The organism is Acetatifactor aquisgranensis, from assembly GCF_943193215.1.
GTDB lineage: Bacteria > Bacillota > Clostridia > Lachnospirales > Lachnospiraceae > Acetatifactor > Acetatifactor aquisgranensis.
In genome coordinates, this window is record NZ_CALPDH010000006.1 from 15,721 (window position 1) to 38,937 (window position 23,217).

Sequence of the window (23,217 nt, forward strand, 5' to 3'; positions counted from 1 at the left end):
AAGTGGCAGATATTTTTTCATTGATTGACGAGTATAAGGAGCTTCTGGACGAGAAGGACAGACTGAAGGATGCAACCACCGAGAACAACAAGGCATTAGAGGCGAAGCGCAACGAGCTGGCCAAGGCTATGATCGACGCAGAAAGCCCGAAGGTAAGCCGGGGCGGCTTCCTTTACAGTTTGCAGGATAAAACCAAGTATAACAAGATCGGCGGATGCGACGAGGACGCTTTTTATGACACATTAGAGGAACATGGGCTGGGCGATATTATTAAGCGCACCGTAAACGCCCAGACCTTGAACGGGGCCATGGCGGGACTTGTAGAGGAAAACGACGGCGAGCTGCCGGAGGACTTCGAGGACTTTATTAAGCCCTACCAGTATTACGACGTAGCCAAGAGGAAAGAAACCAACAAGGCGGCAAAGAACGCCAAGAATAAGAAGGGAGCATAGGAAGCCTATGAGCGATTACGAGCAGATGGAAATTGACGTAAGGCTGGAATCGGAAAAGGACCTTAAGACCAACGTAGGGAAGGTTATTAAGTTCTTTTACGACAAACGCCGGATGGAGGCTGAGGAAAGCGGCTGGCCGCTTAAGCAGGTAAAAAGCAAGCACGAGGGTTATGGGATTGCGGCGGAGGCGTTCAGTAAGATCGGCGCGAAGCAGAAAACCCTTAAGCGGGGAATGGACGACTACCTGGCATTATTGCAGGTAAAGGGCGAGGACGGCGTGAGCATTTGCGGCGATATTTACAACCAGGCGCTGGAGCTTGCCATGGAAGCGATAGGGATGGCGGCAGACGCTACCCGGATATTAAACGACCTTTATTACGGCTACGACAGCCGGACACCGATAGAGCAGGCAATAGCCGAAATGAACGCCCAGAAGGACCAGGAGGGCGGCGAGTTTGAGGAAGTCGAGGAAACCCAGGGCGAGGGCGAAAACGGCGACGGTGGACCGCAGGAGGAAGCCGAGGGGTACGATCCGGACGGGAATCCGGAAGAAAGTTAAGGAGGACACGAGATGGCTTTAAAAGTAAACGAGATCGTAAAGGTTGAGGTGGAAGCCAGCGACGGCCAGGTCTTGAAAGAGGGCGACGCTATTATGCTTCGGGTAAGCAGGCGGACCCCGGAGGACGTAGTCTGCAGATTTGCCGGACTTTCAAACGGCTACTTTGTTACCACCACCCTGGATGGGCAGCACGAAAACAAGTACCGCCAGGCAAGCATTGAAACCTGTTACCGCATTAAGGAAGTAGAGAAGATCCAGCCCCAGGAGCTTAATGGAACGGGCAAGGAATCAGCACAGGACGCAGCTGCGCCGCTTTTGGCGCCGGGCGCATAAATAAAAAGGAGGATATAACACCATGGCAGGAGCTAAAGCAAAAAACGAATTGGCAGTAGTAGAGAACTTCGACCTGCAGACCATAAGCGGAGATTTGGCGCAGACAATAGCGGAGGAAATGGACGGGCTGGGCGCCCTTCCTTTCGACCGCGTTAAAATTCCTTCCGGCGGCGGGCTGGCGTTTGAGCTTCCGGGAGAGGACGACGAGAATCCGGAGAGCGCAACGGAAATCGTAGGCGTTATTTTGGATCACCACCCGGTCAACGCATACTGGCGGGAAAAGTTTGCAGGAGGCAACGAACAGCCGGACTGCTCCAGCTTCGACGGAAAACTGGGCGTAGATAGGGAAACCGGAGAAATTAAGGACTGCGCCTCTTGCCCTTATAACCAGTTCGGCAGCGACGACAAGGGGAAGGCTTGTAAGAACGTACACAGGGTATTTATTTTGAGGGAAGGGAACCCCGTACCCCTGGTGCTTTCCTTGCCGCCTACCAGCCTTAAGTATATGCGGGACTATATCGCCAAGAGAGTGATCCTTAAGGGCTTCCGTTGTTGGCAGGTAGTAACCAAGATCACGCTGAAGAAAGAAAAGAACGCCGCCGGGATTGCATACAGCCGGGCAGTATTTACCTTCGCCGGGAAGTTAAGCACAGAAAAAGCAATGGAAGCCGAAGCCATGAAAGACTGCGTTAAGCAGCAGTACCGCCAGATCGACGTAGACGACGCAGACTACAGCACAACCGGAAACAGCAACCAGGGCGAGCCGACCGCACCGAAAGCCGACGAAGCAGGCTTTATGAAAGTGCCGGAAGGGAGCGACGAGAAGCTGCCTTTTGATTAAAGGTAAAGCATGGGGGCGGGGCGCTTACCCCCCCATTTAAAAAACGGTTGGAGGATAAGCGCATGGACAAGGTATATATAATTTCACGTTATAGAGCGTTCGCGGAAAGCGGGATGGAGTTTAACCGCAGGGTGGCGAGGTATTTCTGCAGAAAAGTTATTTTAGAGGGGAAGATCCCGGTCGCACCGCATTTATTCTATACCCAGTTCCTGGACGAAAGCCAGGAGAAGGAGCGGCAGATCGGGCTTGACATAGGGCTTAAGGAGCTTCGGGAGGCTGACGAGTTTCTTTTGATTATTATAGGCGGGCGGATAAGCGAAGGGATGCGGCGGGAAATACGCCAGGCGACAAGGGACAGGATGCGCGGAAGGGTAGTATATATGACCCGTAAAGAGATTAAGGAAGTGATAGGATGAACGCCGAACAGCTTAATATAGACGACTTCGTCAATTACGAAGCGGAGTACAGAAGCGTCATAAAAGGCGCGAAGCCCAGCGGAAGCAGTTTAGTCGGCCGCTGCCCCTTCCACGACGACAAAAAGAACAGTTTCAGCGCAGACCTAAAAACCGGACAGTGGCACTGCTTCTCAGAGGACCGCGGGGGAAACTTCGTAAGTTTCTGGGCGGAGCTTCACAACGTAGACACCAAGGAAGCATATAAGCAGATTTTAGAGAAGTACGGAAAGCTGACCGAGCCGGATCCGAAGAAAAATAAGCCAGCCAAGCCGAAAAATAAAAGCTACACCCTCGCAGAGTATACCTTTAATAAGCACTTGCCGGAGGACTTCTTAAAGGATACCTGCGGCATCAGTACCGCAAAGGATAAGGACGGGACGCAGTACCTTAAAACGCCTTACTTCAACGAAGAAAACACAACGCCGATCTTTCGGAAGCGTTACGGCGATAAGGAATTTAGATGGAGCTGGGGCAGCGCCGGGAAGTTGATTTTATACGGCGACTGGCGGCTGCCAGAAATCCGAAAAACCGGATGGGCGGCCCTTGTAGAAGGGGAAAGCGATACCCAAACTTTATGGTATTTAAAAGTTCCGGCACTCGGCGCACCGGGGGCGGCGAACTTCAACGCCCGGATGGTTCCGAAGTTGCAGGATCTTAAAATATATATACACCAGGAACCAGACCAGGGCGGTCAGACGTTCCTCGCTAAAGTTTGCCGGATATTGAAGGAGGAAGAATTTTTAGGCGAGGTTTACACATGGAGCTGTAAGCAGTTCGGAGTCAAGGACCCGTCGGAGCTTTACTTAAGGGACGGAGCGGAAAAGGCATCCGAGAAAATACAGAAAGCCATAAAACACGCCCAGAAGTTAGACCTTGACGACCTGTCCGGAGCGATACCGGAAGCCATAAAGGGGGCGCCCGCGAACCTTCGCCAGCCGGAGGGCTGGATCTATTCAGAGAAGGGCATAAGCCACATAGACGAAAAGAAAGCGATACCGACTATGGTCTGCAGAACACCGATCATATTAACCCAGCGGCTTAAGAGCATGGAAACAGGCGAGGAAAAAATAGAGATTGCATTTAAGCGGGACGGGCAGTGGAGCCGGGCTATATACCCGCGCTCTACTATATTCACTTCCCGGAACATAACCGCGCTTGCAGATTTGGGATGCACCGTAACCAGCGAGAACGCCAAGCAGGTCGTGAGCTTCCTGGCCGCATTGGAGGCGGAGAACATAGACATCATACAAAAGGCGGATAGTACGTCAACCTTCGGCTGGCAGACGCGGGGCCGGTTCCTTCCGGGACACGGGGACGACATAGTCCTGGATATTGAGCCATCTTTAAGAGGATGGGCGGCGGCTTACCACACCGCCGGAACCTTTGAGGGCTGGATCGCCACCATGCAGCCGCACCGGAGCCGGGACAAGTTCCGCTTTATATTGGCGGCCAGCTTCGCCGCCCCGCTTCTTAAGATCATTCAACAGCGGATATTTTTTGTATATAACTGGGGCGGATCCAAGGGAGGAAAGACCGCAGCCCTTAAGGCGGCGCTTTCCGCCTGGGGGGACCCGGAACGCCTTATGGTAAATTTCAACGCCACCCAGGTCGCCCTGGAGAGGATGGCGGGATTTTATAACGACTTGCCCCTCGGCATTGACGAGCGGCAGCTTGCAGGGCAGAAGCAGGAGAACCTGGAAAAGATTGTTTACATGATCGCCAGCGGAACCGGAAGGGCCAGAGGAAGCAAGGGCGGCGGACTGCAGACACTTAACACATGGCGCACCGTAGCCCTTGCCACAGGCGAGGAACCTTTAAGCACCGATACCACGCAGACCGGAGTCAGTACCCGTGTACTGGAGATATACGGCGGCCCTTTCGACGACGAGAAGTCCGCCAGCCTTATGCACCAGCAGGCGCCTACAAATTGCGGCTGGGCGGGCCCGGAGTTTATAAGCCGTCTTCTTTCCACAGACGAGCGCACCATAACGGATCAATACGAAAAGATGGTAGAAGAAATTTACGCAGCGGCAAACGGAACCAGCGGCGCACATATAGCCGGGATAAGCGCGGTCGCCCTTGCAGATGCGATCATAGATACCTGGATATTTGGGAACGAAGCGGACGAAAACAGGAACGAAGCGGAGCAAAACGACGATTTACCGGAGCAAAACGCCGGAAATTGTAAAAAACCGCTTGAAATACGGAACGAATCCTGGGAGAGATCCGTCCGGATGGCAAAGGCGATTATACAGGAGCAGCTCGCCGCAGGCGTAAGTGACGTAAACGAAAACGCCACCCAGTTTATAGTAGATTGGATATTGAGCAACCGCGCCCAGTTCGGGGACAAGGCAATCGGAACGTGCCTGGGGACAATAAGCCACGACCAGAGCAAGGCCTATATATTTCCTTCGCTTCTTAACCAGGCATTAACCAAGGCCGGATATAGCCCCCGGAAAACTATGAAATATTTAGCAGATAAAAAAATAATAACCAGCACGCCAAAAGCAAACGGCGGCAAGGAATACTGCATAAGAAAATGGTTTGATAACAGAACAAGCCGCTTTGTTGAATTTGATTTAGGGAGATTTTCAAAACCCGTTGACCCATTGGACGAAGATGAAGCGGCAGAAGCCGCAGGAATTGAGGAAAAACCGAAAGCAGACGAGTGGCAGCAATTAGGCTTTGACACAAAGTCGCCTTTTGAGGAAGAAGAAACAGAGCTGCCATATTAAACTATACTTTTTCCATTACGCCTAAAAAATAGGCGTAAGGTTAGGCGTAAGGTTAGGCGTAAGGAAGAAAACGCCGAAAATAAGCGGCTTTTTAAGCCTATTATATATATTCTTACGACATTACGCCTATTATATAGGCTTATTGCAGAAGTAAAAAGGTAAAGAAAAAACGTGCGCTTTTTAAAAGTAACGGTATATTTCCAAAAAATAGGCGTAAGGCGTAAGGAATCGAAAGAAGCCCTTATAAATTCAGAGTTTGTCACATTACGCCATGCGAAAATAAAAAGGCGTAAGGAAATTTAGGCGTTAGGAGGTGGACGGCCACGGAAAAAGCAAAAAAAGCCCTTGAAAAAACAGCGGCAACGCTTGAAAAATACCGGAAAAATAAAACGCTTGTCCCGCCGGAGGAATTAGCCGGGAAGTATAAAAAGCCTTTTGAGAAATTGAAGCAGCAACTTAAGGATGAATTAGAAGAATATTTAAGGCTTTTCGTTCTGGACGGCTTGCAGGTACGAAACGACGACGAAGGACAGCAGATCATAGCAGAGATTAACCAGGCATTTAAGGAGGCGCAGATCGGCAAGAGAGTCGGGCGGGCGGCTTTCCGGGAATTTGATTTAGAGAAGATAAAGCGGATCGCTGAAGAACACCGCCAGAGGGTGGCCGGGATATATAAAGCATACTTTGACCGTCATACTTGCCTATACGCCGCCGGCCCTTCATGGGATCCGGACAATCCACAGCCGCCGCTTATTTACAACGATATTGTGGATAAGTTTTACGACGAGGCGGCAGGCGGGTGGATAAGCAAAGAGAAGCCCCCAGGGGCGGCAATATTGATTTTCATAAAAAGTGAAAATAAAAAAACCGAGCAAAAGGAGGATAACGATGAACACACAGGAGAACGTAAAGAGGTTTGAGGAACTTTTAAACCAGGTAGAGCGGGAAGGGCTGGCGCAGCTTTTGGAGTACATCCGGGACAAGAGCGACTTTTACACGGCTCCGGCTTCTACCCGCTTCCACTTAAGCACCGAGGGCGGCTTATTGCAGCACAGCCTCAACGTGTACGATTGCTTACAGAGAAAGAAGGAAAACAGTACCTGGGCTTGTATTTTGGAGGATGCCGGGAAAGATGCCCTTATTCTTTGCCCCTTGCTTCACGACCTTTGTAAAACGCATTTTTACAAGATCGATTATAAGAACCAAAAGGCCTATGACCCGGAGAAGGTAAAGGCGGCGGAACGCTGGCAGGTAAAGAAGGATAACGCCGGGGCTTTCATTTGGGAATCGGTTCCCTGCTACACCGTAGACGACCGGGTGCCATACGGACACGGAGAAAAGAGCGTTATGATGATTGAACAGTTTATGAGGCTTACCGGCCCGGAACGCTTCGCCATCCGCTGGCACATGGGATTTTCAGAGCCGAAAGAGCTTCATTTACAGCTTACCCAGGCTATGAGCAAATACCCGCTTATACTTGCCCTTCACGAAGCAGACCAGGAAGCAAGCACACTTTTAGAGGGAGAAAAGGACAATAAGGTGCTTACCAAGGCACAGGCAGACGCAGGAGAAAGACCCTGGGGAGGCGACGGCGGATCCGGGTGCGACTTCCAGGAGGCTGAGGCGATAGGAGGCGCGGAAGATTGAAAGCTATAACAGTTTGGCAGCCATGGGCGCAGCTTTTAGCTGAAGGAAAGAAGCATGACGAAACGAGAAGCTGGCGGACAAATTACCGGGGCGAGATATTGATCCATGCAGCGAAGAAAGATCCGTTATTTGGAATTTGCCAGATGCCGGACGAGGGCTGGGAAAAGGCGTTACTTTCCTTCGGATTGTACGAAGAATTTAACCGCTTTGAGAGGTTCCAGACCGGAGCTATAATCGGCGCGGCGATTTTGACGGATTGCAAGCTGATAGACCAGGAATACCACGACTTTATAAAGGAGCTTTGTCCGGAAGAATTTCTTTACGGCGACTTCACGGTCGGCAGGTACGCATGGAGGCTGGAGAAGCCGCAGCTATTCAAAACCCCGATACCAACACCCGGAAAACAGGGCTTATGGAACTTCGGAGAAAACGTCCGGATCCGGGGCGGCGAATTATACATAGGGGAGGCGGAAAAACAGTGATAAGCGAAAAAGAGGCTGTTTTATTGATAATAGCCATTTGCGCCGGAATTGTATTACTTATTTCATTCACAACAGCCGCACTGGTATGGGCGGCGGATAGAAGGAGGAAAAACCGTGAACAGAAATAAAAAGGCAATAAATACTTGATTACCAGGGCCAGATATAAATCTATAAAGGCTTTTGATCACCAGCAGATGGAGCAATTCTGCACAGACGTATATAAGAGCGGCTACCAGGACGGCAGAGAGAGCGTCCCAGGCGTTGACGTTGAAACCATTATGGAGGCAATAAGAAGCGTAAAGGGAATCGGGGCGAAAAGACTTTATGCCATAAGGGACAACATAGAGGCGATATTTGCAAAGGGCGGAGAGAATGAGTGATAAGGAGATTATAAACGGAGCCAACACCCTGGCGCTTCAATACTTCACGACATACAACCGGATGCTCCAGCTTACCGGGAACTCGGAGGAAGCGATCCGGCTTACAAGTTCTTTGTTTGAGGCTATGTTTGCAGGGAACCGGCCACGCCCGGAGCCAGGGGCGGGCGGCTTCACATTGTACTGGGATAGGAGGTGAGGACCGTGACAGAGCAGAAAATGCAACAGATTAACGCCTGGCTTAAGAAGGTAAATAAGGGCAAGCTGGAGATGCAGGAAAAGATGGTTATAGCCAACGCAACTATGGAGATGTTGGAAAAGTTGGAACCGATTTACGATAAGTACAACGGTAACAGTTGCGACGTCGCAAGAAAGTAGAGGCTTTGATGATTGATTTTGAACAGTTTAAAACCAAGGCGGAGGTCATTAAGTACCTTAAGGCTACGAAGGATATATCCTGCCAGACAACCGCCCAGGCGGAGAAGTACCTGCGGGCGCACTTGCCAAAAGAAAGTTATTACCAGGATAAGATCATAAAGCATATAAGGGAGCTTATACCCTCTTCCTTTGTTTGGAAAGCGGCGGCTGGGCCATACAGCCGCCAGGGGATCCCGGATATTTGCGCCGTAGTAAACGGCCGGTATTATGGCTTTGAGGTAAAGCGGCCCTTTATAGGCGTTCTTTCCAAGATACAGGAACGGACCATACTGCAGATAAGGGCGGCGGGCGGGAAAGCCTACGTTGTTACATATCCGGACGAGGTAACAAGGATATTGAAAAAAGAGATAGGAGGGACGCCATGAGCAGGGAGGCGGAGCTTATAAAAGAGATTGATGAACATATCAAGGAAGCGGGTGGGCTTTACGGTTTAGAACTTCCAGACAGCGACCTGCAGATCATACGAGCGGCACTTAAAAAGAGGGTAGAGGTAAACACGAAAAGTGAAACATACCCAACACAGGAGATAGAAGGAGTTATATTTACAGCGCATAAATATAAATGCCCGGATTGCGGATCGGAAAAAGTTTATTTCGGGAAATTTCCTGCATATTGTGACGATTGCGGCCAGGCATTAAGACAGCTTCAACCAAAGGGAGGCGATCCACCCATTGAGAAATAAAGAAGGATACAAGGACCCGACCGCCGGAGCAGCAATCGCCAGCGTAAGACGGCAGGAGAAGCGGCGAAGGAAGGAGGAAAAGCGTGAACAGAAAACAGGCGAGGGCAGCCATGCGGGGGAAAGCGAAGGGACCGAACTTAAACGACCCCAGGCAGGCGCAGGCAATGCTTGAAAATTTACCTATTGCCACATTGGTGGCCGGAATTAACAATAGCCTTGATATTCTGCAGAAAAGAGGTATACCCATTTCAGACTGGGACCAGAAAAAGCGGGAGCTATACAGGCTTAAGGTTTTCGGCGGCAAGGTTTACTTTTTAGCGGCTGAGTTAGACAGATCCGAGCAAAAAACGAATAAGGAGAACGAAGCCGATGGATCAGAAAAATAAACAGCGGAAAAACGAACGGAGCGAGGACAAGGAAGTGCTTAAGGAGTATTTAAACCAGTATTACACCGGACGCATTAAGCGGTCACAGCTTGAAAGACGGCTTAAAAATATCCGGGCGGAAATGGCTACCCCTATAGGCGGCTACGGATATTCTCCGGTAAATTACGGAGGCACGAACAAAGTCGGACCCGGCACCGCTTCCTTCGTTTACCGCATGAGCGAGATCGAAACCCGGATAGAGGAACAAAAAAGCCGGGTAGAAAAAGCCCTTTTAAAAGTCATGGATATTATGGACTTTTTGGAGGAAAACAGCACGGAGCGGATGGTATTAGAGCTTCGCTTTATTGATTGTAAGAGCTGGGCAGCCATTGAGAAGGAGATGCACTTAAGCCGAAGCTCGCTTTTTTCCTACCAGGACAAAGGGCTGGATAAGCTATTGACCTATAAGAAAGTACGCCAGATTTTGAGGGAGTATAAAAAAGCGGCTTGAAATATAGCCCCCCTATGGTACCCCCATATAATACCCCCGTATTTTCGCCCCATTTTTACAAGGCGAATTTTACGAGGGTATTTTACACCCCTTCTTTTCAGCATAGCGCAGAATAAAACGCACATATAAACATAGCCCCATACAGCCCATAAGCCCAGCATATACAAGGCTTCGGAGATTTTTTTAAGTTCGGACTCTATTGGACTATTAAGTGTGTTAGTATAGTAGCATGGACACAAAATAAATAGCACACCCCCATATATTAAGCCTACAGCAAGCCCTATTTTTATAGCCTATATACCCATATAGCAGGGCATAGCATAGGCTTATTATATTGCATACATATAAGCACAGCATACACAGCACACAGCAAGAGTATAAGGCACAGCACCACAGCCCAGGGCATAGGCGCACATAGTACCATAGCACAGCGTAGGCACAAGCACACATAGCACAAGCAAGCATTGAAGCGTAAGAGGGCAAGGCATACAGCACCACACCGAAGCAATGAGAGCAGAGAGAGAAGGAGACAGGGCAAGCCCATGGCTGCGCTGTTCAGCAAGCCCACCCGCACGGCTCGCAGTAGGTACTTACCAAGCCACACACGGCCTGCGGGGCGAGGAAGGCGCGGTATTTTTGGCGATAAAATCGAAAAAAAATTTTGCCTTTCGTTACGCAAGGGCAGAACCGGAAGGAGGAAACGGACTATGGAGCTGGTAAAAAGACAGCTTGCAGACCTTAAACCAGCGGAATATAATCCGCGAAAAGCATTAAAGCCGGGCGACCCGGAGTACCAGCGCATAGCCGCCAGTATAGAAGAATTTGGCTACGTTGACCCGATTATTATCAACGCAGACAATACCATCATAGGCGGCCACCAGCGGCGCACGGTCATGCTTGATTTGGGCTACACAGAGGCGGACTGTATTCTGGTTGAGATGGACAAGACCAGGGAAAAGGCTCTCAATATTGCCTTGAACAAAATAACCGGAGAATGGGACGAGGCGGCCTTAAAGGATTTATTGATAGATTTGGATAAGGCAGACTATAACGTGGGGCTTACAGGCTTCGGAGGCGACGAGATCGAAAAGCTATTTGCAGCCGTTGAACTTACCCAGGAGGCAAACGACGACGGCTATGACCCGGACGAGAAGCTGAAGGAGCTTAAGGAGGTTCGGACGCGCCCCGGCGATATTTGGCAGATGGGGAGCCACCGCCTCATGTGCGGGGACGCTACAGACATTTCAGACATTGAGCGGCTGATGGAAGGAGCAACGGCCGACCTTATCATCACCGACCCACCTTATAACGTAGATTACGAAACCAAAGATAAGAGCCTGGAGCGTTCCTATAAGCGGAACCGCACCCGGACAAATAACGAGATCCAGAACGACCGGATGAGCAACGACGCCTTTTACAGTTTCTTGTATAAGGCGTTTTCTAATTTCAACGAAGCAGCCCGCCCCGGCTGTTCGGTTTATATATTCCACGCCGACAGCGAGGGTATAAACTTCCGAACCGCCATGAAGGAGGCAGGCTTTTACCAGGCGCAGACGCTGATCTGGGAGAAAAACCAGTTTGTCATAGGCCGCCAGGATTACCACTGGCGCCACGAGCCGATCTTATACGGCTGGAAGGAGGGCGGCGGTCATTACTTCGGCGGAGGGCGCGGACAAGATACCGTTTTCATAGAAGATGATATAGACTTTTCAGCCATGAAGAAAGCGGAGCTTGTCGCCTACATTGAGGGCATCCGGGAACGCCTGCAGGAGAACACGTCGGTCTTATACGAAAAGAAGCCAGCCCGGAGCGATATGCACCCGACCATGAAGCCCGTGGCGCTTTTCGGGCGGCTAATTACCAACAGCAGCAAATACGGCGACACGGTCGCTGACTTTTTCGGAGGGAGCGGGACGACGCTGATCGCTTGCGAACAGCTTAACCGCAGCGCATACCTTATGGAGCTTAACGAAAAGTACTGCGATATTATTATAGACCGCTGGGAGGAATACACCGGCCAGAAAGCCGTAAGAGTAAGGGAGGGCGGAGCATAATGGCAGAAGAAAAAGCAAGCGGCGGGCAGTTCGTAAAGGTTGAGATCATAGCCCAGATTTTCGGAGTTTCCGTCCGCAGGGTGCAGCAACTTACCCAGGAGGGAATCATAAAGACGGACGAAGTCCCCGGAGAGGGCAGGCGTTACGAGCTTGTACCGACCATTAAAACATATATTCAGTATTTGTCCGACAAGGCATACGGCAAGGGCAAGTCCGAAAAGGAAACGGAGTTAAGGCAGCAGAAGCTGGAGGCAGAAATCGCCCTAAAGGAAAGCCAGGGCGAGATGCACCGCATGAGGGCGGAGATCGCCGCCGGGAAATATATAGATGTTGAGGAAGTAGCCTTAGATTATCAAAAGTTTTTCGTTTCCTTCAAACGGTTCGCTATGGGCATACCGTCCCGGCTTGTAAGCATAGTAAGCGATAAGCTGGAGCCATTGGAAGCCCGCAAGGCGGAGAAGGAAATGAGCGCAGAAGTAAAGCGTATGCTTCGGGCTTTTGTCGTAGCCGGATATACACCGGAGCTGGGGGAAGAAAAGCCAGGGAAGCGCCGTGCAAAAACCTAAACAGCTACGCCTCCGGAAATACGAATGCAAGGCATACCAGAAATCCGCGCTTGAATACTTGAATCCCCCGGAAGATATGGCAGTATCCGAGTGGGCGGAACAATACAGGGTGCTTTCCAGTTTGACCAGCGCAGAACCGGGGCCATGGAGCAACGACCGGACTCCGTATCTGGTAGGCATCATGGATGAGTTTCTAAACCCAGAAACGGAAGAAATAGACTTTTGCAAGCCTACCCAGTGTGGCGGAACCGAGGCGGAGCTTAATATGCTGGGCTACATTATCCAGCAGGACCCGTCCCCCGTGGAAGTTGTATACCCTACGGAAACCATGGCTGGCAGCGTTTCAGAAAAGCGGATCAGGCCCATGATAGAAGCAGCCCCGACCCTTTATAAAAAATTTGATAAGAACAGCAGCAACTTAGAGCTTGACTTTGATGATATGTTTATAAAACTTGTTTGGAGTAACAGCCCTTCCGGGCTTGCTTCTTTCGCCATGAAATACCTTTTTCTTGACGAGGTGGACAAGTACCCAGGAGCCAGCAAGAAAGAGGCGGATCCGATCAGCCTGGCAAAAGAGCGTACAAAGACTTTCCGAAACAGCAAAGTCTATATGACCAGCACACCGACCATAAGGACGAACCACATCTGGAAAGCCAAGGAAGGAGCCGACGCAGAAAAGCATTACTTCATACCTTGCCCGCATTGTGGGGAGTTTATAGAGCTTCACTTTGACAACCTTAAGTGGCCCGGAAAAGATAAGGATCTTGTGGACGCATACGGAGAGGATGCCATAAAGGAGAAGCTGGGGAACTTTGAGCCGATAGACGACTCGGAGGGTTTGAGCGACGCAGACCGGGCGGAGTTTGCTTTTTACGTTTGCCAGGAGTGCGGATGCGTAATCACGGATGCCCAGAAGCAGCAGGCAGTAAAGAAGGGACACTGGGAGGTCGTAAGACAAACAACCCGCTTTGTAAAAAAGGTTTGTTTCTGGATAAATACGCTTTATAGCCCCTTCGTCCGGTTTTCCGAAATTGCGAAGGAATTTATGGACAGCAAGGCGGACCCGGAGAAACTACAAAACTTCGTAAATTCCTGGCTTGCAGAACCATGGGAAGATACCAAGCTAAAGACCAGCAAGGACCTTGTTATGGAGCGGCAGACGGAGCTTGCAGAGTTTACCGTGCCGGATTGGACGAAGCTGCTTACCGCAGGCGTAGACGTACAGGAAAACAGCGTTTACTGGACAATAAGAGCCTGGGGCGACTTCTTGACAAGCCAGAACGTAGCACACGGCCAGGCTTACAGTTTTAAAGAGGTTGAGCAGATTATGAACCTTGAATATAAGACAGAGTCCGGAGCCGTTGCAATAGTAAACCTATGCCTCATAGACTCCGGCTACGAAGCAGACTCCGTATACGATTTTTGCGCCTTGAACGCAGAATGGGCGAAACCGGCCAAAGGATCCAGCAACCCCATGCAGAGCCATTTTAAGCTGAGTACCGTCAATAAGGACGCTTCCAAGGCTTACGGTATGGATCTTGTTATCGTTGACGGCGGCAAGTATAAGGACATGATCGCCAGCAGGATGCACCGGAAGAACGGCAACGGAAGCTGGATGGTATACAAGGGCTGCGACGAGGAATACGCCGAGCAGGTAACGGCAGAGCATAAAATCCTCGTTAAAAACGGAAACAGCAAGCCGCGGCTTGAATGGGTGCCAAAGCACAGCCATGCGGACAACCATTATTTAGACGCGGAAGTCTACGCCATGGCGGCAGCAGATACCCTGGGCGTCCGTATGCTTCACTTGCAGAACATACAGGAGGAACCGCAGGAGCCGAAGAAAGAGCAGTACACGCCGGAGGAAGAATGGATAAGCCAAAACGAAAGCTGGCTATAGCAGGAAGGAGGGAACCGGGTGGAAGAACAGATGACAGCGCAGGAAATGCTTACCGAAGTAAATAACGCTATTTACGCTATATGCGTAGGCGGGCAAAGTTACAAGATAGGCTCCCGGCAGCTTAACCGGGCAGACCTTAACACATTATACAAGATTAAGAACGACCTTATGGCACAGGTCGCAGGAAGTACACCGGGCTTTTTGGACGATTGCTACGTCGCAGTATTTGACCGAAGATAGGAGGGAAAGAAGTGGGAAACGTATTAGACAATATAATCGGCTTCATTTCCCCGGCAGCCGGAGCCAGAAGGGAAGCATGGAGGCAGTACCTGGACGAGCAGCGCCATTATGACGCCGGGGGCTATGACCGCCTTAACGCCGGGTGGGTGGCCTATAACCAGAGCGCAGAGCAAACGGACCGCTACAGCCGGGACACCATAAGAGCCAGGGCCAGGGACTTAGAGCGAAACAGCGATATGGCAAACAGCGTGATCGGGGCATACCGCCGGAATGTAGTAGGCCACGGCTACACGCTTCGGGCAAGAACCAGCAATGAAACGCTTAATAAGCAGATACAGGAAGCCTGGATAGAGTGGTGCAAGCGTAAAAATTGCGACGTAACCGAAACGCAGAGCTTTAACCAGATGCTTAGAATGGCGGAGCGCCGGAAGAAGGTAGACGGAGGAATCCTTTTTAAGAAGTGCTACACCAGCGGAGGGCTGCTGCCCTTTAAGTTGCAGGCGTTGGAAGTTGACGAGCTGGACACCGGACGGGCAGCGCCGCACAACCCGAAACACCGGGTGGTCGGAGGGATTGAGCTTAACACCTATAACAAGCCCATGGGCTACTGGATCCGCCAGTATAACGTAGACGGCTTCGGGCAGATTGAACCCGTCTATGTTCCGGCAAAAGATATTATTTTCTATTTCACGAAAGACCGCCCTTCCCAGGTTCGGGAGATGAGCGACCTGGCCCCGACCATTACCAGGGTAAGGGACGCGAATGAGTTTATGACGGCGGTAAGCGTAAAGGAGCGCATAGCCGCCTGCCTTGCCGTTTTCGTAAAGAAGATCATACCGACAACCGGGAACTTTGCAAGGGGCGTGGGAGTAAGCGACGGGAGGCCCCGCGAGGACTACGACGGAAAAAGGATAAGCCCCGGCATGATAAAGGAGCTTAACGCCGGGGACGAGATCCAGGTCGTAAACCCGACCGGACAGGCAACGGATGCCGCCAGCTATATCAAGCTGCAGCAACGGCTTATAGGAGCCGGGCAGGGCTTAAGCTACGAGGCTACCAGCCGGGACATGAGCCAGAGCAACTACAGCAGCGCAAGGCAGGGAATCATTGAGGACGGCCAGACCTACATAGAGGACATAGAGCTGCTGAAGGAAGTAGTTATGGACGAGGTATACGAAACCTTCATAATTTCCGGCGTCCTTTCCGGCTTATTCAATATCCCCGGCTTTTGGGAGGATAAGCAGAAATATTTTAAGCACGAGTGGGTGGCGGCGCCGAAGCCGTGGATCGACCCGGCGAAAGAAGCCACAGCTACCAAGGTCGCACTGCAGACCGGACAAAAGACATACCAGCAGGTCGCAGCGGAGAACGGCAAGGACTGGAAAGAGCAGATAGACGAAACCGTCGCCGTTTTAGAATACGCCAGGAAAAAAGGCATTGAGATGGGAGGTGTTATATTTGACAGAACCGAAGCGGAGCTTACACCTGCAGACGAGCAGAAGCCAGAACCGGGAGCAGTTCCCGGCGGACCTACTGACCAGGGCGGAGGAAACCAGCCACCAGGGCAGCAGCCGGGGAACGGGCAGCAGGACGGCAACCAGCCAGCCGCAGACGGCGGCGAAGGACAGCCAGAAGGAAAACCAGATAAGGGCGTTTAGTTCGGCAACAATCCGGGCTATGGAAGGGGAAGGGAATGAACGGAAGTTCATTCTTTCGTTTTCTTCGGAAGAACCTTACGAGCGTTTCTGGGGTAAGGAGATTTTAGACCATAACCCGGCAGCCGTTGACCTTACCCGGCTTAACACAATAGGAGTCCTTCTTTTTAACCATAACCGGGATAAGGTTATAGGCAAGATCAACCGCGCCTGGATTGAAAACCAGCGGGGCATGGCTGAGGTAGAATTTGACAGCGACGAAGAAAGCGAGGTCATTTTTCAGAAGGTAAAAAGCGGGACGCTCAAGGGCGTTTCCGTTGGGTATAAGATTGGTGTGATTGAGGAAGTCATGCCGGGGAAGATATCCACCGACGGACGTTTTAACGGTCCTTGCGACGTCGCAAGGGAATGGATGCCCTACGAGATAAGCGTAGTAAGCGTCCCAGCAGACGCTACCGTGGGAGTAGGGCGGGAGCTTAAAGGGAATCCGCAGGCTCCGGAAACTTTAACTTGTTTTGAAGCACAACTTCAAATAAATAAAAACAGAAAATAGGAGGTACAGAGATGACACCGAAACAAAGACGAGAAGCCGCCATGCTGAAGCAGCAGGCCATTGTGAACGCCGCCAAGGCAGACGGCAACCGTGCGCTGACGGCGGAAGAACAGGCACAGTTTAACGCTCTCCAGAGGGAGATTGACGAAGCCCAGGCAGAGATCGACGCACAGGAGAGAGGGCTGGCAGGAGGAACCGGAGCGGCAGCAGCACCCCCGGCGGCGAATCCCCAGCAGACGACACCACCCCCGGCAACCGCACCGCAGACAGTACCTGCAGATGGACAGCGGAGCGCAACCGAGGCGGAGCGTAACCGGGTAACGGAAATTATGGCACTTTGCCGGGACTTCGATGTGGATCCGGCGGAGCATATCCGCAACGGTTCCAGTTTGGATCAGGTACGCAGTTCCATCCTTGACGGCATGAGGCAGACCGGAAGCCCTGTGGGCGTACAGGTCACCAGGGACGAAAACGAAACTTTCAGACAGAGGGCAACCGACGCGCTTATGCTTCGGGCAGGCGTACCCGTAGCCACCCCGGCAGACGGAGCGAATGAGCTTAGATCCATGAGCCTCCGCGACCTTGCTATTGAGTGTTTGAGCAGGGACGGGCGGGACACTATGCAGCTTTTGAGGATGCAGCCCGACGATATGTACGGCGAGCTTTGCCGCCAGTTCTACAACCCTACGGCAGCCTTTCCGGCGATCCTTGACAACACGATCAGAAAGAGCATTGTGCAGCTTTACAACGCAGTGCCTACGACCTTCCAGGCATGGACCACAAAGGGCAGCTTGAAGGACTTCAAGACCACAGCGGATCACGAATACGTGATCGGAGGTATGGGCGACTTCCTTCTGGTTCCCGAAAACGGCGAGCTTAAGCCGGATAAGCCCAGGACGGAGCTGCTGCCGAACCGCAAGCTGGACACCTACGGGCGGACATTCAGCATGACCCGCCAGGCGTTCATCAACGACGATATCGGCTTTTTAACGGAGGTTCCGGGGCTTTACGCAGCAGCGGCAAAGAAAACCATTGATAAGCAGGTCTATAGCTTGCTTTACAATAATGCCCCGATTTTCGACGGCGTAAACCTTTTCCATAAGAACCACGGGAACCTGATCGCAAAGGGCGGCAAGCCTACCCAGGCTTCGATCCAGGCTATTATCCTGCAGATGCAGCACCAGCGCGACCAGTTCGGGGAAGCTATTTACATTACCCCGCAGCATATTATTGTGCCTGTTGGCTATGAGTTTGAGCTGGCGGTCATTCTTCACAGCACCCAGGTAGTAGGCAGCAATAACAACGATATCAACCCGCTGTACAACTACCCGATCAATATTATTCAGACCCCGGTGCTTAACGCCCTGGCAGGGGATAAGGAAGTGCCGTGGTTTATGGTTGCAAACACCGCCAGCGCAAAACATATCCAGGTGGACTACTTGAACGGGCAGGAAACCCCGACCGTAAGAAGGATGGAAACGCCGGGTGTTTTGGGCTTCCAGTGGGATATTTACCTTGACTGGGGAATCGCCGTAAGGGACTTCCGCGGAATTGCAAAGAACCCTGGAGAAAAGATCGCAGCAGAATAAGAGATAAGGAGGATTAAAAGCCATGAGTAAAGCCGCATATTGGCAGAGAGGGGAAACCCTCGACTATAAGAACAATACGGACACAAAGATCGAGGCAAACACGGTCATTTCTTTCGGTTCCCATATTGGCGTCGCCGGGACGGATATCCTCCCCGGCGAGCTGGGATCGCTTGTAGTTACAGGCGTTTTTGAGATCGACAAGACCGCAACTGGAGCCATTGAGATGGGAACGGAGGTATATTTTGACGGGACCGGCATCACCGACACCAAGGGCGACGACACGCCGCTGGCAGGGTATGCGGCTCAGGCAGCAGCCGCAAGCGATACCGTTATCCTGGTAAAGTTGGGCGGCTGATGAAACAGCTTATAGCCGTTTTCCCCATACTTTTTGAAAGCCAGAACTATGAGCCGGGCGACGAGCTGCCGACACATAACGCCGGGCTTGTAGAAATATGGATCGGGAACGGCGCGGCCATTTGGCAGGACAACGAGGAACCCAAAAAGCGGAGCGCAAAAGCGAGGCAGACAACCGCCCCCGCAGGGCTTCCCGGTGATGCTTACCCTTCCGCCGGAGCGGAGCAGGATTTAGTGGGAAAACCGCCGTCCAGGAAAACGAGGGGCGCACAGCCGGAACCGACCAAAGGAAGGAGGAAAAGCAGTGCGTAAGCCGCTGACATTTAAGGAGCTTCTGAGGCAGGACGTAAAAACGGTATTTCTTAACCCGGCAGAGTTTGGAGAGGAACACACGGTCAACGGAAAAACAATGCTGATCATTATTGACGATAACGAGCTTACGGAGAGGGAAAAGCGGATGAAAAGCAACATGGACGGGATATACAAGAAGCAAACGCTTATATACGTTTCCGCTTTGGATTACGGCCCGCTTCCGGGAATCGGCAAGCCGGTCAAGATTGACGGCGCAACCTTTATCGTTACCGACAGCCTTAACGAAGGCGGCGTGTATTCCTTGCATTTGGAGGCGAATAAGAGTTGATAGAAATAAGCTACGACCGGAATATGCTGGAGCAGGTTGAACGGCGGTTAGGCAGGATGAAAAGCGAGGCGCCGAAGGCGCTAAAAAACGCGATTAACCAGACAGCCAAGCAGGCCAGGAAGGACCTGGCGACCGAAGCGCAGAAAACCTATACCGTAAAAACCGGGCGCTTCAACAAGGCAATGAGGATTAAGAACGCGACCCCGTCCAGGTTGGAGGCGACCATAAAGGCAACGGGCAAGGTTATGGGGCTGAAAGATTTTAAGGTAAGCCCAGCCACCATGCGGACCGGAGAAAACCGCCCGGAGGTAGTAAAGGCGAAAGTATTAAAATCCGGCGGCATGAAGCCCCTGCAGATGGGCAGCCTTAAAGCCTTCGTTACAAAGTTCGCAAGCGGCCATGTTGCAGTAGCGCAGCGGCGCGGAGGCGAGCGTAAACCGATTAAGACTTTTTCCGCCAACTCCATCCCGGTTATGTTGGGAAACGAAAAGCGGGTATACGGCGTAGTAAAGCCGCATATTAAAGAAAATCTTAAGCGGAACGTACAAGCCCAGGTAACAAAGATTTTGGAGGGATAAAAAGATGGTTGCTACATTTCTGCAGCAGGAGCTGGCCGACGAGCTTAAAAAGATTTTTGAAGGCTTCCGGCTTAAGAATCCGCAGGGAGAGGAAAGCGAGCTTAATATATTTGAGCAGCTTTTACCCATGCCAGAACCGGCGGCGCAGGAGGAAGCCCCTCCGGAGCTTTTAGAGAACGGCCTGGCAGAAGAACAGACAGCGCCGGACCCGTACCCGTATATAATCGTCCGGATTGCCGACGGGGAAATAAAAGACGAGAACAGCGCCCAGGATGCCAACGTAACCCTGCTTTTTGGCATATACGAACCGGACTACGACAAGCAGGGACACAAAGACATATTAAACATTATAGCCAAAATCTATGAGAGGTTCGCAAAGTACCCGGTACTTAACGGAAAGTATACAATACAGTACCCCATATTATGGACTTTGCAGGACGAAGAATCCTACCCCTTTTATTTTGGGGGCATGAACTTAACTTTTGAGATTGCGGCAATAAGAAGGGAGGACCCATACGCATGAGCGAAGCAACAGAGAAAAAGCAGACGCCCAAAAAGGCAGCGGCAAAAGAGCCGGAGAAGCAGGCGGGGATCGTGGTCTATATTGGCCCGGACATTCCCGGAGCGAAGCAGTATACGACATACAACAACGGCTTGCCGGATGTATTGAAGGACCGCGTAAAAACGCAGTCCTTTTTTAGTTCACTTATTGTGCCGGTTGAAAGACTGGCGCAGGCCAGCGCGGAGCTGGCGAGGGAGGGAAGCGCCTTAAGCGTTTTCTTCAAAAGAGCAGCAGAAAGCAGAAAATAAAGGAAGGAGAGAAAAGAGATGGCCTATAATCACGGCGTAAGAATTTTAGAAAACCCTACCAGCCTTACGGCGCCGATCCTCGGTACGGCGGCTTTCCAGGTAGTAGTCGGCGTTTCCCCGGTCAATTTGGCAGCGGACCCCTATAAGGCTACCAACGAAGTGAAGCTGGCTTACAGCTTCGCGGAAGCCAGCGCAGCGGTCGGGTATTCTAATAACTTAAAAGATTACACATTAAACCAGAGCATAAGCGCGACTTTCAAAAAGTTTGCGGTTGCGCCGATTGCGCTTATTAACGTCCTCGACCCGAAGAAACATAAGGACGCGATCCCCAAAAAAAGCTACCAGGTAGACGCCATGCAGGCGACCGTAGACATTGAGGGAATCCTGCTTGACACCTTAGTTATTGAGAGCGGGGAAACCACGCTGCAGGCGGACACGGATTATGTAACGAGCTTCGACGACAACGGCTACGCGGTTATTACGCTTCTGGAGGACGGAGCAGGAAAAGACGCGACGTCCTTAAGCGTTTCCGGCGACAAGATCGACCCGTCCAAAGTAACAAGCAACGACATTGTGGGAGGCTACAACGTAAGCACCGGCAAGGAAAGCGGCCTGGAGCTTGTACGGCAGGTTTACCCGCTTTTCGGCATGACGCCCGGACTTATTACCGCGCCCGGATATTCAAAAGATCCCGTTGTTGCTTCGGTTATGGCGGCGAAGTGCCTTAAGATTAATGGTATTTTCACTTGCGAGTGCATCGTTGACCTGGACAGCACCGCAGACGGAGCGACGAAGTATACGGACGTAAAGACCGTAAAGGAGAAATCCGGCTTTATAAGCGAGCATATGTCGGTAGTATGGCCGAAGGTAAGGATCGGGGACGAGGTTTATTATTTCAGCGCCATTTATTCAGCGCTGATCGCCTACGTTGACGCCAGCAACGACGACGTGCCGAACCTTTCAGCCAGCAATAAGCCTATTCCCATTACCGGCCTTTGTTTGGACGACGCCACGGACAGCGAGATCGTCGTAGACCAGGAGCAGGCGAACCTGGTAAACAGCTTCGGAGTATCCACGGCGATCAATTTTAACGGTTTCCGTTCCTGGGGAAACAACAGCGCAGCATACCCCGGAACCACGGACCCGAAGGATCGCTGGTTTTGTTGCAGGCGTTTCTTTTCCTGGTGGGGGAACAGCTTTATTTTAAGCTATTTCCAGAAGGTAGACGATCCCGCAAATACGCGGCTCATTGAGTCGATTTGCGACGCGGAGAACATCCGGGGCAATTCTTACGCGGCCCAGGGGAAGTGCGCGGGCGCAAGGATTACTTTTAACCAGGACGAGAACCCGATCACGGACATTTTGAACGGAAAAATCCAGTTCCACCAGTATCTGGCGCCGTATACACCGGCGGAGGATATTCTGAACGTATTGGAGTTTGACCCGACCATGTTAGAGGAAGCGTTAGGAGGTGGCGAGTAATATGGCTTACAATATTCCTTCAAAAATAAATTCATTCAACGTATACAAAGATGGGACGAAGCTGGTCGGCATTTCCGACGAGGTAACGCTGCCGGACTTCGAGAGCTTAACGGAAACCTTAAGCGGCCCCGGCATTTTGGGCGAGATTGACGACCCCACCCTGGGACACTTCCAGAGCATGGAGATGGAGATCCCGTTCAGACAGATGGACAAGGATTTATTTATTCTTTCGGACGATATTTCAAGTGTTACGGTTACTTTGAGAGGTTCGATCCAGTACACCGTAAACGACACCGGAGCAACGGCCTTTAAGCCCATGCGCGTGGTAGTTCGCGGAAAGAATAAGGGCATCACCGGCGGCAAGGCGAAGCAGGGGACCGGGACGGGAAGCAGCATAAAGCTGGAGCTTCTTTATATTTTGATTGAGATCGACAACGTAACGGAGATTGAGCTTGACAAGCTCAACTTTGTTTACAAGGTACACGGAAAAGACTTATTAGAGAAAGTGAGGAAAATGTGTTGATGGATAAGGAGAAAAATTTAACCCAGGCAGCAGAGGCAGAGGCGGCAGCAGTTGAGGCAAGGAAAAAGCAGGAGATGGAGGACAACCCTTTCCTGGTATTCTTTAAGAAGCCCTTCACCTTCGAGGGAACGACCTATGAAAGCGTGGACTTAAGCGGCTTAGAGAGCTTAAGCGCAGCAGACATGATCGCAGTAAACAAGACCATTGAGCGCGGCGGAACGGTAAACGTATTACCGGAAATGTCCCTGGAATACGCCTGCCTTATTTCCGCCAGGGCAAGCGGGAAGCCCGTGGAATTTTTTAAGGCACTTCCGCCGAAGGAGGCGCTCAAGATTAAAAACCGCGTAACAAATTTTTTGTACGGCGAGGACTAAAACCCACCGACGGCTCCAGCCT

33 protein-coding genes are annotated in these 23,217 nt (G+C 51.4%); all 33 read left to right on the top strand.

All coding sequences use genetic code 11. The features are described from left to right. Positions 1-2: 2 nt before the first annotated feature. Positions 3-452, top strand: coding sequence for a gp33 family protein (locus NFS35_RS06800; RefSeq protein WP_251206384.1), 450 nt, complete (start codon positions 3-5; stop codon positions 450-452). A 7-nt stretch (positions 453-459) separates the two neighbouring features. Beyond that, complete coding sequence (locus NFS35_RS06805) at positions 460-1,011, top strand: hypothetical protein (RefSeq protein ID WP_251206385.1); 552 nt, start codon at positions 460-462, stop codon at positions 1,009-1,011. A 12-nt stretch (positions 1,012-1,023) separates the two neighbouring features. Continuing rightward, positions 1,024-1,344, top strand: a complete 321-nt coding sequence (locus NFS35_RS06810; RefSeq protein WP_251206386.1) for a hypothetical protein — start codon at positions 1,024-1,026, stop codon at positions 1,342-1,344. A 22-nt stretch (positions 1,345-1,366) separates the two neighbouring features. Beyond that, positions 1,367-2,185 (top strand): hypothetical protein, encoded by an 819-nt coding sequence (locus tag NFS35_RS06815; RefSeq protein ID WP_251206387.1) that lies wholly within the window; start codon positions 1,367-1,369, stop codon positions 2,183-2,185. Between the two features lie 62 nt (positions 2,186-2,247). Next, positions 2,248-2,601: a DUF7768 domain-containing protein gene (locus NFS35_RS06820; protein ID WP_251206388.1), complete on the top strand. Its 354-nt coding sequence runs from the start codon at positions 2,248-2,250 to the stop codon at positions 2,599-2,601. Beyond that, the gene (locus tag NFS35_RS06825) at positions 2,598-5,375 is read left to right on the top strand and encodes a DUF927 domain-containing protein (RefSeq protein ID WP_251206389.1); all 2,778 of its coding nucleotides are present in this window, start codon (positions 2,598-2,600) and stop codon (positions 5,373-5,375) included. Before NFS35_RS06820 ends, NFS35_RS06825 begins: the two co-directional genes overlap by 4 nt. Positions 5,376-5,818: 443 nt before the next feature. Then, the gene (locus tag NFS35_RS06830) at positions 5,819-6,295 is read left to right on the top strand and encodes a hypothetical protein (RefSeq protein WP_251206390.1); all 477 of its coding nucleotides are present in this window, start codon (positions 5,819-5,821) and stop codon (positions 6,293-6,295) included. Continuing rightward, positions 6,264-7,022 carry a hydrolase gene (locus NFS35_RS06835; protein ID WP_251206391.1) on the top strand — a complete coding sequence of 253 codons (759 nt, stop codon included), beginning with the start codon at positions 6,264-6,266 and terminating at the stop codon, positions 7,020-7,022. The genes NFS35_RS06830 and NFS35_RS06835 overlap by 32 nt, the downstream gene beginning before the upstream one ends. Then, positions 7,019-7,504 (top strand): ASCH domain-containing protein, encoded by a 486-nt coding sequence (locus NFS35_RS06840; protein WP_251206392.1) that lies wholly within the window; start codon positions 7,019-7,021, stop codon positions 7,502-7,504. Before NFS35_RS06835 ends, NFS35_RS06840 begins: the two co-directional genes overlap by 4 nt. Next, complete coding sequence (locus NFS35_RS28955; protein ID WP_275564664.1) at positions 7,501-7,632, top strand: hypothetical protein; 132 nt, start codon at positions 7,501-7,503, stop codon at positions 7,630-7,632. The genes NFS35_RS06840 and NFS35_RS28955 overlap by 4 nt, the downstream gene beginning before the upstream one ends. A gap of 15 nt (positions 7,633-7,647) precedes the next feature. Continuing rightward, positions 7,648-7,884, top strand: a complete 237-nt coding sequence (locus NFS35_RS06845; RefSeq protein WP_251206393.1) for a glutathione peroxidase — start codon at positions 7,648-7,650, stop codon at positions 7,882-7,884. Then, entirely contained in the window at positions 7,877-8,080 is a 204-nt protein-coding gene (locus NFS35_RS06850; RefSeq protein ID WP_251206394.1) for a hypothetical protein, read from the top strand. The genes NFS35_RS06845 and NFS35_RS06850 overlap by 8 nt, the downstream gene beginning before the upstream one ends. Before the next feature lie 5 nt (positions 8,081-8,085). Continuing rightward, the gene (locus NFS35_RS06855; RefSeq protein WP_251206395.1) at positions 8,086-8,259 is read left to right on the top strand and encodes a hypothetical protein; all 174 of its coding nucleotides are present in this window, start codon (positions 8,086-8,088) and stop codon (positions 8,257-8,259) included. A gap of 8 nt (positions 8,260-8,267) precedes the next feature. Next, positions 8,268-8,684, top strand: coding sequence for a VRR-NUC domain-containing protein (locus NFS35_RS06860; protein ID WP_251206396.1), 417 nt, complete (start codon positions 8,268-8,270; stop codon positions 8,682-8,684). Next, the gene (locus NFS35_RS06865; RefSeq protein ID WP_251206397.1) at positions 8,681-9,001 is read left to right on the top strand and encodes a hypothetical protein; all 321 of its coding nucleotides are present in this window, start codon (positions 8,681-8,683) and stop codon (positions 8,999-9,001) included. Before NFS35_RS06860 ends, NFS35_RS06865 begins: the two co-directional genes overlap by 4 nt. A gap of 83 nt (positions 9,002-9,084) precedes the next feature. Further along, entirely contained in the window at positions 9,085-9,387 is a 303-nt protein-coding gene (locus tag NFS35_RS06870) for a hypothetical protein (RefSeq protein WP_251206398.1), read from the top strand. Further along, positions 9,371-9,877 carry an RNA polymerase sigma factor sigma-70 region 4 domain-containing protein gene (locus NFS35_RS06875; RefSeq protein ID WP_251206399.1) on the top strand — a complete coding sequence of 169 codons (507 nt, stop codon included), beginning with the start codon at positions 9,371-9,373 and terminating at the stop codon, positions 9,875-9,877. The genes NFS35_RS06870 and NFS35_RS06875 overlap by 17 nt, the downstream gene beginning before the upstream one ends. A gap of 707 nt (positions 9,878-10,584) precedes the next feature. After that, positions 10,585-11,931: a site-specific DNA-methyltransferase gene (locus NFS35_RS06880; RefSeq protein WP_120484843.1), complete on the top strand. Its 1,347-nt coding sequence runs from the start codon at positions 10,585-10,587 to the stop codon at positions 11,929-11,931. Beyond that, on the top strand, positions 11,931-12,497 hold the full coding sequence (locus NFS35_RS06885) for a hypothetical protein (RefSeq protein WP_120484842.1): 567 nt from the start codon (positions 11,931-11,933) through the stop codon (positions 12,495-12,497). The genes NFS35_RS06880 and NFS35_RS06885 overlap by 1 nt, the downstream gene beginning before the upstream one ends. Continuing rightward, the gene (locus NFS35_RS06890) at positions 12,484-14,397 is read left to right on the top strand and encodes a terminase gpA endonuclease subunit (RefSeq protein WP_243126727.1); all 1,914 of its coding nucleotides are present in this window, start codon (positions 12,484-12,486) and stop codon (positions 14,395-14,397) included. The genes NFS35_RS06885 and NFS35_RS06890 overlap by 14 nt, the downstream gene beginning before the upstream one ends. Before the next feature lie 18 nt (positions 14,398-14,415). Further along, the gene (locus tag NFS35_RS06895) at positions 14,416-14,637 is read left to right on the top strand and encodes a peptidylprolyl isomerase (protein ID WP_243126726.1); all 222 of its coding nucleotides are present in this window, start codon (positions 14,416-14,418) and stop codon (positions 14,635-14,637) included. Positions 14,638-14,648: 11 nt separating this feature from the next. Beyond that, on the top strand, positions 14,649-16,295 hold the full coding sequence (locus tag NFS35_RS06900; protein ID WP_120398183.1) for a phage portal protein: 1,647 nt from the start codon (positions 14,649-14,651) through the stop codon (positions 16,293-16,295). Positions 16,296-16,314: 19 nt separating this feature from the next. Beyond that, positions 16,315-16,845 (top strand): HK97 family phage prohead protease, encoded by a 531-nt coding sequence (locus NFS35_RS06905; protein WP_120398184.1) that lies wholly within the window; start codon positions 16,315-16,317, stop codon positions 16,843-16,845. 11 nt (positions 16,846-16,856) lie between these two features. Further along, positions 16,857-18,434 carry a phage major capsid protein gene (locus NFS35_RS06910; protein ID WP_103240125.1) on the top strand — a complete coding sequence of 526 codons (1,578 nt, stop codon included), beginning with the start codon at positions 16,857-16,859 and terminating at the stop codon, positions 18,432-18,434. Between the two features lie 22 nt (positions 18,435-18,456). Beyond that, complete coding sequence (locus NFS35_RS06915; RefSeq protein WP_103240124.1) at positions 18,457-18,789, top strand: DUF2190 family protein; 333 nt, start codon at positions 18,457-18,459, stop codon at positions 18,787-18,789. Continuing rightward, complete coding sequence (locus NFS35_RS06920) at positions 18,789-19,100, top strand: hypothetical protein (protein WP_251206400.1); 312 nt, start codon at positions 18,789-18,791, stop codon at positions 19,098-19,100. Before NFS35_RS06915 ends, NFS35_RS06920 begins: the two co-directional genes overlap by 1 nt. After that, positions 19,093-19,428: a hypothetical protein gene (locus NFS35_RS06925; protein ID WP_251206401.1), complete on the top strand. Its 336-nt coding sequence runs from the start codon at positions 19,093-19,095 to the stop codon at positions 19,426-19,428. Before NFS35_RS06920 ends, NFS35_RS06925 begins: the two co-directional genes overlap by 8 nt. Beyond that, positions 19,425-20,006: a phage tail protein gene (locus NFS35_RS06930; RefSeq protein ID WP_120484836.1), complete on the top strand. Its 582-nt coding sequence runs from the start codon at positions 19,425-19,427 to the stop codon at positions 20,004-20,006. The genes NFS35_RS06925 and NFS35_RS06930 overlap by 4 nt, the downstream gene beginning before the upstream one ends. 4 nt (positions 20,007-20,010) lie before the next feature. Beyond that, entirely contained in the window at positions 20,011-20,529 is a 519-nt protein-coding gene (locus NFS35_RS06935) for a hypothetical protein (RefSeq protein WP_120484835.1), read from the top strand. Continuing rightward, complete coding sequence (locus NFS35_RS06940) at positions 20,526-20,816, top strand: hypothetical protein (RefSeq protein ID WP_251206402.1); 291 nt, start codon at positions 20,526-20,528, stop codon at positions 20,814-20,816. The genes NFS35_RS06935 and NFS35_RS06940 overlap by 4 nt, the downstream gene beginning before the upstream one ends. A gap of 18 nt (positions 20,817-20,834) precedes the next feature. Next, a complete protein-coding gene (locus NFS35_RS06945; RefSeq protein WP_251206403.1) occupies positions 20,835-22,298 on the top strand; it encodes a phage tail sheath family protein in 1,464 nt (487 codons plus the stop codon). Between the two features lies 1 nt (position 22,299). Beyond that, positions 22,300-22,821 (top strand): phage major tail tube protein, encoded by a 522-nt coding sequence (locus NFS35_RS06950; protein ID WP_120484832.1) that lies wholly within the window; start codon positions 22,300-22,302, stop codon positions 22,819-22,821. Continuing rightward, complete coding sequence (locus NFS35_RS06955; protein ID WP_120484831.1) at positions 22,821-23,195, top strand: phage tail assembly protein; 375 nt, start codon at positions 22,821-22,823, stop codon at positions 23,193-23,195. Before NFS35_RS06950 ends, NFS35_RS06955 begins: the two co-directional genes overlap by 1 nt. Positions 23,196-23,217: the final 22 nt, after the last annotated feature.

Coding starts and splice junctions, on each gene's coding strand:
- NFS35_RS06885 (WP_120484842.1), top strand. CDS start 11,931: ATGGCAGAAGAAAAAGCAAGCGGCGGGCAGTTCGTAAAGGTTGAGATC.
- NFS35_RS06820 (WP_251206388.1), top strand. CDS start 2,248: ATGGACAAGGTATATATAATTTCACGTTATAGAGCGTTCGCGGAAAGC.
- NFS35_RS06945 (WP_251206403.1), top strand. CDS start 20,835: ATGGCCTATAATCACGGCGTAAGAATTTTAGAAAACCCTACCAGCCTT.
- NFS35_RS06950 (WP_120484832.1), top strand. CDS start 22,300: ATGGCTTACAATATTCCTTCAAAAATAAATTCATTCAACGTATACAAA.
- NFS35_RS06860 (WP_251206396.1), top strand. CDS start 8,268: ATGATTGATTTTGAACAGTTTAAAACCAAGGCGGAGGTCATTAAGTAC.
- NFS35_RS06940 (WP_251206402.1), top strand. CDS start 20,526: ATGAGCGAAGCAACAGAGAAAAAGCAGACGCCCAAAAAGGCAGCGGCA.
- NFS35_RS06865 (WP_251206397.1), top strand. CDS start 8,681: ATGAGCAGGGAGGCGGAGCTTATAAAAGAGATTGATGAACATATCAAG.
- NFS35_RS06910 (WP_103240125.1), top strand. CDS start 16,857: ATGACACCGAAACAAAGACGAGAAGCCGCCATGCTGAAGCAGCAGGCC.
- NFS35_RS06880 (WP_120484843.1), top strand. CDS start 10,585: ATGGAGCTGGTAAAAAGACAGCTTGCAGACCTTAAACCAGCGGAATAT.
- NFS35_RS06815 (WP_251206387.1), top strand. CDS start 1,367: ATGGCAGGAGCTAAAGCAAAAAACGAATTGGCAGTAGTAGAGAACTTC.
- NFS35_RS06835 (WP_251206391.1), top strand. CDS start 6,264: ATGAACACACAGGAGAACGTAAAGAGGTTTGAGGAACTTTTAAACCAG.
- NFS35_RS06875 (WP_251206399.1), top strand. CDS start 9,371: ATGGATCAGAAAAATAAACAGCGGAAAAACGAACGGAGCGAGGACAAG.
- NFS35_RS06915 (WP_103240124.1), top strand. CDS start 18,457: ATGAGTAAAGCCGCATATTGGCAGAGAGGGGAAACCCTCGACTATAAG.
- NFS35_RS06935 (WP_120484835.1), top strand. CDS start 20,011: ATGGTTGCTACATTTCTGCAGCAGGAGCTGGCCGACGAGCTTAAAAAG.
- NFS35_RS06905 (WP_120398184.1), top strand. CDS start 16,315: ATGGAAGGGGAAGGGAATGAACGGAAGTTCATTCTTTCGTTTTCTTCG.
- NFS35_RS06805 (WP_251206385.1), top strand. CDS start 460: ATGAGCGATTACGAGCAGATGGAAATTGACGTAAGGCTGGAATCGGAA.
- NFS35_RS06825 (WP_251206389.1), top strand. CDS start 2,598: ATGAACGCCGAACAGCTTAATATAGACGACTTCGTCAATTACGAAGCG.
- NFS35_RS06810 (WP_251206386.1), top strand. CDS start 1,024: ATGGCTTTAAAAGTAAACGAGATCGTAAAGGTTGAGGTGGAAGCCAGC.
- NFS35_RS06955 (WP_120484831.1), top strand. CDS start 22,821: ATGGATAAGGAGAAAAATTTAACCCAGGCAGCAGAGGCAGAGGCGGCA.
- NFS35_RS06920 (WP_251206400.1), top strand. CDS start 18,789: ATGAAACAGCTTATAGCCGTTTTCCCCATACTTTTTGAAAGCCAGAAC.
- NFS35_RS06850 (WP_251206394.1), top strand. CDS start 7,877: ATGAGTGATAAGGAGATTATAAACGGAGCCAACACCCTGGCGCTTCAA.